The organism is Marinomonas sp. THO17, assembly GCF_040436405.1.
GTDB lineage: Bacteria > Pseudomonadota > Gammaproteobacteria > Pseudomonadales > Marinomonadaceae > Marinomonas.
On sequence record NZ_AP031575.1, the window covers coordinates 2363694 to 2375651 of the forward strand.

An 11958-nucleotide genomic window follows, 5' to 3' on the forward strand; every position below is an offset into this window, starting at 1 on the left:
TGACAACTGTATGACATAGCAAGAAAAACCCGTTAAAAGCGTTCGCCTCTTAATGAGAAGGCTAGCTCCTAGTAGATCATTTTTTTCAGTTCAATCAATAAAATAGACTATTAATGGTACTTTTGCACACAAGCTTATATGTAGTTAGTATCAAGGTTCATATGGTTGGAGCTTATAACAATGGACATTCACTTTACCCAGAAGATTCGCACAGATCGCCTGCACAATACTCGTCCCAATGATGACCTATCTGTCGCACCGCTGAGTGTATTTGAAAGTGATAGAGGACGAATTATTAACTCTGCCGCCATTCGTCGATTGCAACAAAAAACGCAAGTCTTCCCGTTAGAAAGAAATGCTGCTGTTCGCAGTCGTTTGACCCACTCCATGGAAGTCCAACAAGTAGGACGCTTCATCAGCCAAACCATCATCAGGAAACTCGCCGAGCAAGATTTACTGAAACACTATGGTTTAGATCAACATGAGAGACAATTTGAGTCCATTGTCGAGATGGCTTGCTTAATGCACGACGTAGGCAATCCTTCCTTCGGTCATTTTGGCGAAGCCGCCATCAATCAATGGTTTTCAGAACACATTGAAAAGCTGTTTGAACGTAACGATATTACCGATTCACAAGCTTCTCTTAACCCTTTAAAAAGCGATTTATTAAACTTTGAAGGCAATGCACAAGCCCTACGTATTGTGCATTCACTGCAGACCTTAAATCTGACCTACTCGCAATTATCAAGTATCATCAAATACACACGTCGCGGTGATCAATCCAAGCCTGACAGAGATCACCCCAAAGCCTATCTGCAAAAGAAAGTCGGTTTCTATTTAAGCGAAGCATCGATTGTTAACACCATTAACCAGACCCTCAGCACCCAACCGGGTAACCGCTCACCCTTTGCTTATATCATGGAAGCGGCCGACGATATTTCCTATTGCATTGCCGATATTGAAGATGCGGTTGAAAAGGGCATTCTCAAATTCGATGAATTGCTAACGAGGCTAAAAGAAGAGTTTGCTAAGATCGTCAAAGACAAACAAAAGTACTTTAAAATAGAAAAGACGGATATACAAAAAATGTCCGACTTGGTTGACAACAGTCTCTGGCAATACAAAAAAACCGGCATAAAAAGTGACTTTTTTGTGCAGTTCCGCGTCGCCGTCAATACGTTATCGGTTGATTACGCCAGCACGCAATTTATTGACCATATTCAAGCCATATTCGACGGTCACTATAATCAAGCCCTACTGGAAGACGGCAGTCTAGTGCACGCCGTGTTGGACACGCTTAAAGCCGTCGCCTTCAAGTATGTATTTTGCTCAGAAGAGGTTCAGCGACAAGAATTACAAGGCTATCGCATTATTGCTGGTCTGCTAGAGATCTATTTGCCTTTGCTGCAGCTTGATCGAACAACCTTCGAGCAATTATTCCAAGAACAAAGTAAAAAGCCACTTTATCAAAGTCGTCTGTTTAACAAGATAGCCGGCCGCCAATTAGCCGCTTATCAAAAAGCTATGTCGCAACTCACTGAATTCAAAACCGAGTTTGCAGAAGAAACGCTAGGCCAACTTAGTGATAATGCTTGGGAACTGTATTTCCGTTGCCGGCTGATTCAAGACTACATCAGTGGTATGACTGATCAGTTTGCCTATGACCAATATCGAGCCTTGCATGTGATTGAGAGTCGCTCATGACAAAGCATCTCCAGCGCTGCTCTTGGGCTGAAACAGCACCCGATTTTCCTGAATATCACGACAATGAATGGGGGATTCCTGTCGCCGATGACAATAAACTGTTCGAAAAGCTCTGTTTAGAAACCTTTCAGTCTGGTTTGAGTTGGCGCACCATCCTTACCAAACGCGAGGCTTTTCGGCTCGCTTTTGACCAGTTTGACTGTTACCAAATGGCTCAATTTGATGATGATAAAGTCGCGCAATTACTTGCCAACAAGCACATTATTCGTAACCAGCGAAAAATTTTGGCCGTTATTAATAATGCTCAAAGAGCAATTGAATTAATTGAGCAAGAAGGCTCCCTAGCACACTTTTTATGGCGTTATGAACCCACTCCCAGTATCGAGATTCGCACTCAATGCGCTGAATCCGTCGCCTTAGCAAAAGAACTCAAAAAACGTGGTTGGACTTTTCTTGGCCCCACCACTTTATATGCCTTCATGCAATCTATGGGGATGGTGAATGATCATGAAACAGATTGCCATTGCCATGACAAAATTGAGGGCCTAAGAAGTCAGTTTCAACGCCCCAACAATTGAGGATTTGCTTATGAAATATCTAGACTGGGATGCGCAGATTAAATCCTCTCAAGACGCTTTTCTGTCTTGAGAGGCAATGTGAAATTATAAATTGGTCAAGAGTCTTAATTGATAAATAGAGGCTTCTACATCACTGCCGCTATCAAACACACTGCCATCGTAAGCACTGGCTTCACGATAAGCATACTGTAAATCCACTGAGAAATTACCAAAGTTATAACCTAAGCCTACAGGTGCTTGTAACCCACTGGCACTAAAATGACTACCACTGACATTCGAGTCCCAATTCTCACTAAAATATCCCACCCCAGCATAAGCAAAAAAACCCGGCTCCATCATATTAGAGCCAAACAAAAGGTTGAGTTCTAATCCAGAAGTTTCAAATGAAGAAGAGCCAGATGTGTCATTTAAATCAAAGCTACCGCCACCAGATAAGTAATAATTGGTCTCAATTGCAAAATGCTTACTTGGAAGCAAGCGAGCAGAGAACACAGGTGAGCTAAATTTTGCATCGTATACACTGGTATTATTCGTTATATCACTGGCATGCCAACCCGCTCCGATTTGTGCGCTTGTCTCTGCTAAAAGTGGAGTGGTTAATATGCTAGATGCAAAGGCAACCAGCGCCTTATTTGTCATTAATCGATTCATTTTTCTTTCCCTTAAAAAAGTTATTAACGTCTATTTCCGCCACGACGACCTGATGATTCTCGACCAGAAGAACGCCCACTGGCTGAACTTCTATTTCCAGAAGAGCGCCCACTGAATGAATCTCTGCTACCAGAAAAAGAACCAAAACTAGAACGACGATCTCTGTTCTGACCAAAGGAAGAAGAAAAACCACCTGTTGTACGTGCATCGGAAGAACCTCTCACCACACTTTCATCCGATCCACTCGTCCCTTCTTCACTTGTGACCGAGCCACTATTGTTGGAGGAAACGGCGCTTTCATCACTGGAGGAAGACTCCTCTGACACAGCAGAACCAGTGTTAGACGTTGAACTTGCTACGGAATCATCTGAACTGCTGGTTGATTCATTTGCACTGCCACTTGATGTTTCGGAAGACACCACACTGCTGTCACTGGAAGAATTGGTTTCTTCACCCACCACACTTGCCCATGTCTGATGCCATGCAAATAGGCAAAACAACATGCAAAAGACTGTTCTGTATGTTTGTTTTATTTCCATAATAATACTCCTCATTAAAATGTGGGATATTTTCCCACAAAACATGTGAAGATTATCGTGTAATTTTTTCCCACGTCAACCATTTTTTTATATACTTGTTTCACTCATTCAGGATTGCCTATAGCGAATCAAATGAGATACACATACTATTTCTTCATAATGACTAAAAATAAGCTTGTACATGTCGAATACCAACGCCACCAAACAACTCATTGCCAAAGCGATAAAAAAGGTTCTAGCATCCCTTGTTAGACTCATCGTTCGTCACGGCATTACTTTTCCTGAGTTAAACGAATGGCTAAAACAGGCTTATGTTGAAGAAGTAAAAAAAGAGCTAGAGAAACAAGGAGAAAAGAGCACCTTAAGTCGTATCAGTTTGATTAGCGGAGTACATCGTAAAGACGTAAAACGCCTAACAGACCTTTCAGTGGAAGAAGAACAAAGTAAAACCGAGAAAATTTCTTTGACTTCTCGTCTACTCAGTTTATGGATGGGTGACAGTTCGTATCTAGACCATGAGGGCGAGCCTCTGGTGCTTCCTAAAACCGGCACTCCTTCATTTGAATCTTTAGTCATTTCCATCAGCCGTGATGTTCGACCACGCACGGTTCTTGATGATTTAATTCAAAGGGGCATCATTAAAGAAGAGCCACAAGGTTATCGGCTTATCCAAGAAGCCATATTTCCGTCTGATGATCTGGCGACCAAAATGGCATTTTTCGGCCGCAATACGGCGGACCATATCGCTACCTGTGAACACAATATAAGAGGTGACCAACCCTCCCTTCCAGAGCGTTCTGTATTCTATAACCATTTGTCTGCAGCCTCCGTGGAACAACTAAGGGGTTTGGCCGATAAAGAAAGTAAAGCCTTGATCGTCAAGCTAAATAAACAAGCTCAACAATTTGCCAAACAAGATGATCAGCAAGCTTTAAAAGATAGCTATCGTTTCATTTTAGGTACCTATTTTTATCAAACCAAGGATGATTCAGATGAATAAATGGCTTAGCGCAATCCTCATTACATTCACCTGTTTATCCTTAGTGTTAGCCAATGAAGATAGAGGCTTTGGTGGTACCGGAAAATATGATCAATCTGAAGACAGAGGACTGGGTGGTACAGGAAAATCCGCGGAAGAAGATCATGATCGAGGCTTTGGCGGAACAGGGATTGTCGGTACAATCACTGAATTTGGCAGCATTTGGGTCAATGGTGAAGAAATTGAAGTAGATTCGCATACTCAAATCTCATTAGATGGCGTATCGGCACAAGAGAACGCCTTACGTTTAGGTCAGCAGGTCAAAGTACTTGCTCATGAAGTGGATGGTGAATGGTTCGCTCAACAAATTCAGATTGAACATGCTCTTATTGGTCGCATCGAAAAAACCACTTCTGCCATAAAAATTCTTGGTGTGAATATTCATCCTTCTGCAGACTATCCAGGAACATGGCCTGAGTTAAAGAATAACGACTATGTCAAAGTCAGCGGTTTCTTTGTTGCAGACGAATTCTTCGCCACTGATATCAATGTCACTTCAGACGAGGGACGTTGGCAAGTCATTGCTCCGGTGACGTTCCAAACGAACAAAGGCTGGCAAATTGCTGGTCAAGCCTTACCGAAAGACATTATTGACACTAAAGAAGGAGAAGTAATCACCCTAAGAGGTCAATATATTCAAAAAGGCACCCAACTTAATTGGATTCGACATGAACAAGCACTGCCATTCTCAGGCAAAGCAGACAATTACCTAATCGAAAAAAGAAGTCGAAAAGGCAATGAAATAAAACGCTTTTCATCTAAACAATGGCGGTCTTTACAGAAAAAATCCTCCCGTCGTTATCAGAAAAGCCAATCCCGAAAGCAGCAGAAAGGTGTTTTTGATAATTTCTCGAGATCCTCAACTCGAAGCAATTGGAACAGCCGCAGCAACGACTCTCGTAACACCTCATGGCAACGAGACTCACAAAGAAGTGGGTTCTCCTCCGGCTCACAAAGCCGATCTCAAGGCAGGAGTCGATCATCAGGTCGCTCTTATCGATAATGGCTATCTTAGACTGACTCAAACAACCAATCTTGCACCAATAATGAGCAAAAAATAACCTTTGCATCGAAACATTTTCGGTTTTAGGGTGATTATTCGCTGAACACAAAATGCACACTGAATGCTTTAATTGAAAGCTTAAATGATGGAAAGTGTCAGGAAGGCAATAATACAAGCTTCCTCAATAATAAGAATGGTGCAGCGTATAACCTATGTCGATTAAAGAGATTGCGACTCAGCTAGACCTGTCAGTATCTACCGTGTCACGTGCACTGAATGATTACCCTGACATTAGTCCAAGTACTAAAAAGCGAGTGCTCAAAGAAGCCCATCGCCAAGGTTACCAGCTAAAAGACCCTAGCGCTGGACAATGGGTACAGGCTAAACGTGTCATTACGGCCATTGTTCCAAGTCAGCAAAGTCTTTTTATTGACCCCATTCTTGCTAAGGTGTTAGCCGGTGCTCACCAGTTTCTACAACCATTAGGCTACTTATTACAAGTGGTTGCCATTGATACTGGAAAAGATGAATTAAGTGAGTTTGAGCGCCTCGTCAAGGCAGGCGATCAAGATGGCTTTATCCTATTACGTACACGGGTCAATGACCCAAAAGTTCATCGTTTACTCAAGCTCAATGTGCCTTTTGTTTGCTACGGTCGCACTGAACGTGCCAGTCAATTTGCTTGGTTGGATCTGGATAATTATCAAGTAGGGCAGCTGAGTTTGTCCTACTTAGTGCAACAAAAACACAGTCAAATTGGCATTGTTACCTTGAGTGAGCGGTATTTTTTCGCTAAAGAAAGACAACGAGGCATTCAAGATGCAGCCCAAAAATTAGGCATAGCACTGAGTCACGAGCACTTTTTAGAAGTGAGTTTCGATGAGGAACAAAGCTACTTAGCTTGTGCGGAATTCTTACTTCAGCGCCCCAATATAACGGCACTGATTTGTCTAAACAGCGTCAGTGCACGAAGCGCCGCTTTAGCGGTAAAGCGATTGCACACAGATACTTCCAAGGTCTGTGTCATTGGTTGTGATACGCCCGTTGATGAGCTAACCGCCGAAATGGGCATCACTAGTGTTCAACAAGCCGCTCCACAGCATGTTGGCGAGCAGTTGGCTGGCATAATGGTAGAGCGCATCAAGGGAACGCCTGTTAAGGAATTACAGGTTCTATTATCACCAGGAGTAGTAAAAACGAGAATTGATTAGAAAAAGCCATAACAAGAATAAGAGGATACGATAAAATGACTCACTGTAAATCTCTCACTTTAGGTGCTGTCTGGGCAACCAGTAGCCTACTATTCAGTTCATTATCTCAGGCCGCTGAAATTGAATTCTGGACAGCGCAAACTCAGTCAGACCGACTGCAAAACATTGAATTACTTGCCAGTACCTTTGAAGCGCTCAACGATGGCGTCACAGTCAAAGTCATAGGTGTCGATGAAAACGAAATGGCGACCCAAATGGCTGCCGCTGTCGCCGCCGGCACCACACCGCAACTTATTGAAGTCAATTCTGAAATCATCATGGCGTTGGGTGAAGAAGGCATTGTTGATACAGATACCCATCAAGCAGTCATCAATGATATTGGCAAACAGCGCTTTCACGCTGGTGCGTTAACCACACTCACGTCACCCACCGGAAGCTATTACGGCTTACCTTATCATGGCTGGATTCAGGGTATTTGGTATCGTAAAGATTGGTTCGATGAAAAAGGTTTGGCTGCGCCCAATACTTGGCAAAACATCAAAACCGCCGCTAAGGCACTAACCGACAAAGCCAACAACCAATACGGCATCCTAGTCGGTACCAAACAAGACAGTTATACAGAGCAAGTCTTCACTCAGCTGGCTTTATCCAATAATGCCGCTGAATTCAACGCCCAAGGCGAACTCATTTTTAATAGCCCAGCCACCCTAGAAACCATTGAATTCTATAAAGATTTGGCCCAATACAATCCACCTGGGCCACAAAACTGGCGAGCCAGAGATTATTACCTACAAGGTAAAATGGGCATGTTCTTCTACTCTACCTACATAATGGATGATCTCGCCTTAGCGGAAGTGGCAAAAGGTTCTCTTTCCTCGGAAAACTTTGCCGAACTAACAGGCGGCACTTTTGATCCGGAGTTGGTAAAAAATACGGCTTTTGCACCCATTATCACCCATAAAAGCGCGGCCTCTTATGGTACTTTATCGGGTTTAGTAGCACTCAAAACCGCCGACTCTGAGGACCAAAAAGCCACCCAAGATTTTATTGAGTTCCTTTACGATCCAGCCAGTTACATCACCTTTTTGCACATGGCGCCGGGTGGTATGAACCCTATGCTCAAGGGCATTGCTGAAGATCCTGTGTATTTAAATGATCCTAACGGTGTCTTTAAACTCTACGGTGCTGACAAGATGAAGCAAATTGTTTCTGGTTTTGATGACATTCGCTCTTTTTCTGTGGTGGCAGGCAAAACCTTCCCAGCATCTGGCGAAATTTTCGCTAAATCCGTCATACCTCGCATGATTTATGATGTCACTATTCAAGGGAAAGATCCGCAAGCCGCTCTCGATGCAGCGGAAGCGGAAATGAAGGCCATCATGAACGAATAGACCGTCCAGCCTTTTTTGATAAGGGAATGGGGGTTATTGACCTAGCTATGAGGTTTTCTACCCCCTCCCAACTTCCCCTTTGGTAAGGGGGAGGAGCAAGATGGTTAAATGAAAGGGAAGCAATTATGTCTTCGGTTTTAATCAAAAATGAAGCAAGCTTAGGGCTCAAATTGGTGGCACCAGCGGTAGGTATCATAGGTCTGCTGGTGGTTTACCCTATTTTGTTCAACCTGTATTTGAGCTTTTTCGATGTGCAGCTCAACGGCAATAAGACCTTTGTTGGCTTACAAAATTATCAATCCTTATTAAGCAATCCCGACTATTATCATTCGGTTGGTGTTTCCGTACTCTATTTAATTGGCACTGTCATCGGTACCACAGTGTTAGGCTTGGCCGCGGCGATATTAATGAATCAAAGCTTTCGTTTTCGCAATCTGGCACGGGGCTTAATTCTGTTACCTTACTTCGCCCCTGTGATCAGTGTGGTGTTTGGGTGGCAATTTATCTTTGATCCGGTAAATGGCATCTATAACCACATGGTGGTGGATGTTTTGCATTTAACGGACACCCGAGAAAACTTGATTGGTAATCCTGACTCCGCCTTATTAGTGGTGATTTTATTTGATATCTGGAAACACTTCCCAATTGCTTATTTGCTGTTTCTTGCCAAGCTACAAAGCGTCCCTAAAGACTTGTATGAAGCCGCTGCCATTGATGGTCAAAATGCCTGGGGACGTTTTTGGCACGTTACCTTACCTGAACTGCGCTTTGTCATCGCGACTGTAGTGTTGTTGCGGGTAATTTGGAATTTAAACCGCTTTGAAGACGTTTATCTACTCGCTCCTAATGTTGAAACCTTACCCATATTTACCTATTACCAAGCCTTTGCTGGTTTAGTAGACCAAGGCACAGCAGCGACCATCTCCGTCATTCAACTCTTGGTGCTGGTGGCGCTCATTTGGTTGTATGTCCGCAAAGTTCTTAAATGGTGATCATGATGAATAAACGTACTCGCTTACAATCTTTGTTGCTATACACCTTGGTGATCTCATTGGTGGTATTTTGTGTCTTCCCGTTTTTGCAGATTCTCTCCACTTCGCTAAAGCATCCAATTGACTGGGGTAACCCTTCTTTGATCCCAAGGGTATTGCATCTTGACGCTTATAAAGAACTGCTTGGCTTAATGCCGCCCAAAGAAGCCGACATTCCCGCCAGTATTCAACGCTTGCTAGACAATCCCGCGTTATCGGCAGAGAAAAAACAACAACTTCTCGCCAAATTCAGCTCAGGTGGTGATGTCTTTCCCTTTGGTCGCTACATGCTAAATACCTTTGCTATTTCTTTTGTAACGGCAATTTGTTCAACGTTTCTTGCCTCACTAGCAGCCTATGCCATTGCTCGCTTACGCTTTCCAGCGCAATCCTTAATGGCGAACGGCGTCTTGTTTGTTTATATGGTGGGCGGTGTGTTACTCATGGTGCCACTTTATCAAATGAGCGTCAGCGTAGGGTTGGCTTCCAGTGTCGGCGGCACCTTACTAAGTTTGTTTTTAATCTATCTGATTCAAACCTTACCCGTCGCCATGTATATGCTGGGCAACTACTTCCGAACCATCCCTTTTTCTTTAGAGGAAGCGGCGATGATGGATGGTTGCTCACGGGTAGAGGCGTTTTGGCGCATCATAATGCCACTGTCTAAACCCATGCTGTTTACCGTCTTTATTTACTGCTTTGTGATTGCTTGGAATGAGTATCTGTTTGCCTCAGTGTTTTTAAAACAATATCAAGACTTCCACACCTTACCCTTAGCATTACAAACTTTATTCACCTCTAAAAATGCCATTTGGGATCGCATCATGGCGGCTTCCATGCTGACGTTATTGCCCGTCATTATTTGCTTTATGTTAGCGAATAGGCATCTTTCAGGTGGGCTGACCGACGGTGGAGTGAAAGGCTAAACAACTAACAAAATTAAAAACGTCACGGGCGAAGATCAGACAAGGAAAAAGTAAGCGAAAAAGCGGACACCTACAAGGACGTAGGTGTTAGGGCGACGCAGGATGCCAAAGCCGCATTTATAGTTATAAATGAGCATTTTGAGCGAGCTTTTGACGCAGTATCATCGAGCGCAGTCGTTTTGAGGAGTACAAAATGAGTTCTGTGATTTTAAGAAACGTCAACAAATCCTATGGCAACTTGCCCATAGTGAAGAACCTAAATCTGGACGTCAAAGACGGCGAATTTGTTGTCTTAGTAGGTCCAAGCGGCTGCGGTAAAAGTACCACTTTGCGTATGGTCGCCGGTTTGGAAGACATTACTCAAGGCGACATTCAGGTCGGCAACAAAACCATTAATGATTTACCGCCCCATAAACGCAACATTGCCATGGTGTTCCAGAACTACGCCTTATATCCCCACATGTCGGTTCGTGACAACATAGTATTTGGCCTGAAAAAATCGGGAGCCGATGCAAACACCATTCGCACTCGCTTAAAAGACGTGGCCGAGATGCTGAAAATTACCGAATACCTGGATCGAAAACCGGCGGATTTGTCTGGCGGACAAAGACAACGCGTGGCCATGGGGCGTGCCTTAGCGCGAGATGCGGATGTCTATTTATTTGACGAGCCCTTATCCAATCTGGATGCCAAACTTCGTCATCACATGCGCACCGAAATGGCTCGTATCCAGCATCAATACAATATGACAGCAATTTACGTCACCCATGATCAGATCGAAGCCATGACCCTAGGGGATCGCGTGGTGGTAATGCGCGACGGCATAGTAGAGCAGGTGGGAACCCCTATGGAAATTTACCTACAACCCGCTAATACCTTTGTCGCCACCTTTATTGGTTCCCCCGCCATGAATCTGATTGAAGCTAAAGTGGAAGAGGATCATCTGGTATTTGATCAATACCGCATTCCAGCTAAGTCTATTCCCAACCTAGACAAAGCGACACTGGCCTCACACCAGAGTGTATTGATTGGCATCCGACCGGATTTCTTTGAAGACAGCCAGCTCCTTTCCAACCCGCTAAACGCAAGCCAAAACCCACTATTTGAATTCCAAGACATACAAGTGGATCTAGTAGAGAACCTAGGCTTTGACAAAGAAATCCTGTTTAAATTGGCTGGCGAAGACGCCAAAGCCCGTTTGGATTTACGCTCTGAAACGCAGCGAAAACAGCGTATTTCCCTATCTGTCGATTTAAATAGAGTGCTGATATTCGACACCAGCACACAAGGTATGTTGCTGAATGCAGGAGAAAACCTTTATTAATAATCCTTTGATAGATGGGGGAGTTATGTATGAAGCTTTTTTCCATTAGGATGGACGTTGAGCGGTTAAAACCAGCATGCGCGGTTTCTGCAATATTAACAAAAGCCAAACGCGCAATAGTGATGATTTTCTGTCAATTCAATTCGAGGCGTAACTTTTTCTGCTCAATGACGTAACCTTCAGTCACCTGATATAGCTTTCATCCAATACCCTGTTCTTGTTGATCTTCAGAAACAGCAAATTTACCCATATATAGACAATCTCTTCGAGTCTTCGCAAACTAACAATCGACTAACTTGTCATTTGAGATAAGCAAGTAAAATCGTTTCTTCTTTGGCCTTTTGCACGAGAACAACGGCACCCATACGCCTCTAAAGATGAAGGAGGACCAATACCTTCTTTTAGATAAGCACAAGAACCGCATAACAATTGATACAAAGATTCCCAGTCAAGAAAACTGTCATCTGCAAATAACATTGTTATTGCCATCATAAAACATTCCTTTTAATCCACCGCCCTTCAAAACTCGACCATATTAAATAACCAAAAGTAGCTATTACG

At 43.5% G+C, this 11958-nt stretch carries 12 protein-coding genes; 9 read left to right on the forward strand and 3 right to left on the reverse strand.

Translation table 11 applies throughout. The features are described from left to right. Positions 1 to 180 precede the first annotated feature (180 nt). Positions 181 to 1704, forward strand: a complete 1524-nt coding sequence (gene dgt, locus ABXS85_RS11290) for a dGTPase (protein WP_353666635.1) — start codon at positions 181 to 183, stop codon at positions 1702 to 1704. Further along, on the forward strand, positions 1701 to 2282 hold the full coding sequence (locus ABXS85_RS11295; protein ID WP_353666636.1) for a DNA-3-methyladenine glycosylase I: 582 nt from the start codon (positions 1701 to 1703) through the stop codon (positions 2280 to 2282). The genes dgt and ABXS85_RS11295 overlap by 4 nt, the downstream gene beginning before the upstream one ends. A gap of 84 nt (positions 2283 to 2366) precedes the next feature. Here ABXS85_RS11295 and ABXS85_RS11300 read toward each other — a convergent pair whose 3' ends face one another. Next, positions 2367 to 2933: a hypothetical protein gene (locus ABXS85_RS11300; RefSeq protein ID WP_353666637.1), complete on the reverse strand. Its 567-nt coding sequence runs from the start codon at positions 2931 to 2933 to the stop codon at positions 2367 to 2369. Between the two features lie 23 nt (positions 2934 to 2956). Beyond that, entirely contained in the window at positions 2957 to 3472 is a 516-nt protein-coding gene (locus ABXS85_RS11305) for a hypothetical protein (RefSeq protein WP_353666638.1), read from the reverse strand. A gap of 181 nt (positions 3473 to 3653) precedes the next feature. Here ABXS85_RS11305 and ABXS85_RS11310 point away from each other — a divergent pair, with 181 nt between their 5' ends. The 7 genes from ABXS85_RS11310 to ugpC all read left to right on the forward strand — a co-directional run bounded on the left by ABXS85_RS11310 (position 3654) and on the right by ugpC (position 11397). Next, positions 3654 to 4472, forward strand: coding sequence for a DUF6502 family protein (locus tag ABXS85_RS11310; RefSeq protein WP_353666639.1), 819 nt, complete (start codon positions 3654 to 3656; stop codon positions 4470 to 4472). Beyond that, positions 4465 to 5514 carry a DUF5666 domain-containing protein gene (locus tag ABXS85_RS11315; protein WP_353666640.1) on the forward strand — a complete coding sequence of 350 codons (1050 nt, stop codon included), beginning with the start codon at positions 4465 to 4467 and terminating at the stop codon, positions 5512 to 5514. Before ABXS85_RS11310 ends, ABXS85_RS11315 begins: the two co-directional genes overlap by 8 nt. A 212-nt stretch (positions 5515 to 5726) precedes the next feature. Further along, complete coding sequence (locus ABXS85_RS11320) at positions 5727 to 6725, forward strand: LacI family DNA-binding transcriptional regulator (RefSeq protein ID WP_353666641.1); 999 nt, start codon at positions 5727 to 5729, stop codon at positions 6723 to 6725. Between the two features lie 35 nt (positions 6726 to 6760). Continuing rightward, positions 6761 to 8116: an extracellular solute-binding protein gene (locus ABXS85_RS11325; protein ID WP_353666642.1), complete on the forward strand. Its 1356-nt coding sequence runs from the start codon at positions 6761 to 6763 to the stop codon at positions 8114 to 8116. A gap of 125 nt (positions 8117 to 8241) precedes the next feature. After that, positions 8242 to 9108, forward strand: a complete 867-nt coding sequence (locus ABXS85_RS11330) for a sugar ABC transporter permease (RefSeq protein ID WP_353666643.1) — start codon at positions 8242 to 8244, stop codon at positions 9106 to 9108. Between the two features lie 5 nt (positions 9109 to 9113). After that, positions 9114 to 10073 carry a carbohydrate ABC transporter permease gene (locus ABXS85_RS11335; RefSeq protein WP_353666644.1) on the forward strand — a complete coding sequence of 320 codons (960 nt, stop codon included), beginning with the start codon at positions 9114 to 9116 and terminating at the stop codon, positions 10071 to 10073. Positions 10074 to 10266: 193 nt separating this feature from the next. Continuing rightward, a complete protein-coding gene (gene ugpC, locus ABXS85_RS11340) occupies positions 10267 to 11397 on the forward strand; it encodes a sn-glycerol-3-phosphate ABC transporter ATP-binding protein UgpC (protein ID WP_353666645.1) in 1131 nt (376 codons plus the stop codon). A gap of 291 nt (positions 11398 to 11688) precedes the next feature. On the opposite strand, the gene ABXS85_RS11345 is transcribed toward ugpC, so the two are convergent. Further along, on the reverse strand, positions 11689 to 11889 hold the full coding sequence (locus tag ABXS85_RS11345) for a hypothetical protein (RefSeq protein WP_353666646.1): 201 nt from the start codon (positions 11887 to 11889) through the stop codon (positions 11689 to 11691). Positions 11890 to 11958 lie beyond the last annotated feature (69 nt).

What these genes read in the sequence shown, in the direction of transcription:
- ABXS85_RS11320 (WP_353666641.1), top strand. Translation starts at nt 5,727, where the DNA reads ATGTCGATTAAAGAGATTGCGACTCAGCTAGACCTGTCAGTATCTACC.
- ABXS85_RS11295 (WP_353666636.1), top strand. Translation starts at nt 1,701, where the DNA reads ATGACAAAGCATCTCCAGCGCTGCTCTTGGGCTGAAACAGCACCCGAT.
- ABXS85_RS11325 (WP_353666642.1), top strand. Translation starts at nt 6,761, where the DNA reads ATGACTCACTGTAAATCTCTCACTTTAGGTGCTGTCTGGGCAACCAGT.
- ABXS85_RS11345 (WP_353666646.1), bottom strand. Translation starts at nt 11,889, where the DNA reads ATGATGGCAATAACAATGTTATTTGCAGATGACAGTTTTCTTGACTGG.
- ABXS85_RS11335 (WP_353666644.1), top strand. Translation starts at nt 9,114, where the DNA reads ATGAATAAACGTACTCGCTTACAATCTTTGTTGCTATACACCTTGGTG.
- ABXS85_RS11315 (WP_353666640.1), top strand. Translation starts at nt 4,465, where the DNA reads ATGAATAAATGGCTTAGCGCAATCCTCATTACATTCACCTGTTTATCC.
- ABXS85_RS11300 (WP_353666637.1), bottom strand. Translation starts at nt 2,933, where the DNA reads ATGAATCGATTAATGACAAATAAGGCGCTGGTTGCCTTTGCATCTAGC.
- dgt (WP_353666635.1), top strand. Translation starts at nt 181, where the DNA reads ATGGACATTCACTTTACCCAGAAGATTCGCACAGATCGCCTGCACAAT.
- ABXS85_RS11310 (WP_353666639.1), top strand. Translation starts at nt 3,654, where the DNA reads ATGTCGAATACCAACGCCACCAAACAACTCATTGCCAAAGCGATAAAA.
- ABXS85_RS11330 (WP_353666643.1), top strand. Translation starts at nt 8,242, where the DNA reads ATGTCTTCGGTTTTAATCAAAAATGAAGCAAGCTTAGGGCTCAAATTG.
- ugpC (WP_353666645.1), top strand. Translation starts at nt 10,267, where the DNA reads ATGAGTTCTGTGATTTTAAGAAACGTCAACAAATCCTATGGCAACTTG.
- ABXS85_RS11305 (WP_353666638.1), bottom strand. Translation starts at nt 3,472, where the DNA reads ATGGAAATAAAACAAACATACAGAACAGTCTTTTGCATGTTGTTTTGC.